At 66.0% G+C, this 421-nt stretch carries 1 protein-coding gene; it reads left to right on the forward strand.

What is annotated here, in order from left to right; all coding sequences use genetic code 11:
- Nucleotides 1-421: UTP--glucose-1-phosphate uridylyltransferase (locus tag OFY01_RS19470; protein WP_266601623.1), on the forward strand; the 421-nt coding region annotated here is incomplete at both ends.

Raw genomic sequence — 421 nt, forward strand, 5'->3', positions numbered from 1 at the left:
GTCATTCCCGCGGCGGGCCTTGGCACGCGGTTCTTGCCGGCGACGAAGGCGACTCCGAAGGAGATGCTGCCGGTGGTGGACAAGCCGGCGATCCAGTACGTGGTCGAGGAGGCTGCCGCGGCGGGTCTCGACGACGTGTTGATGATCACGGGCCGGAACAAGCGTCCGCTGGAGGATCACTTCGACCGCAACCACGAGTTGGAGGCGGCGTTGGAGAAGAAGGGTGACGCGAGGCGCCTTGAGCGGGTGCAGGAGTCGAGTGATCTGGCGACGATTCATTATGTGCGTCAGGGGGATCCGCGGGGTCTGGGTCATGCGGTGCTGTGTGCGGCGCCGCATGTGGGGAACGAGCCGTTCGCGGTGCTGTTGGGTGATGACCTGATCGATCCGCGGGATCCGTTGCTGGCGCGGATGGTGCGGG

The sequence above is a fragment of the Streptomyces beihaiensis genome (genome assembly GCF_026274175.1).
Classification (GTDB): Bacteria; Actinomycetota; Actinomycetes; order Streptomycetales; family Streptomycetaceae; genus Streptomyces; species Streptomyces beihaiensis.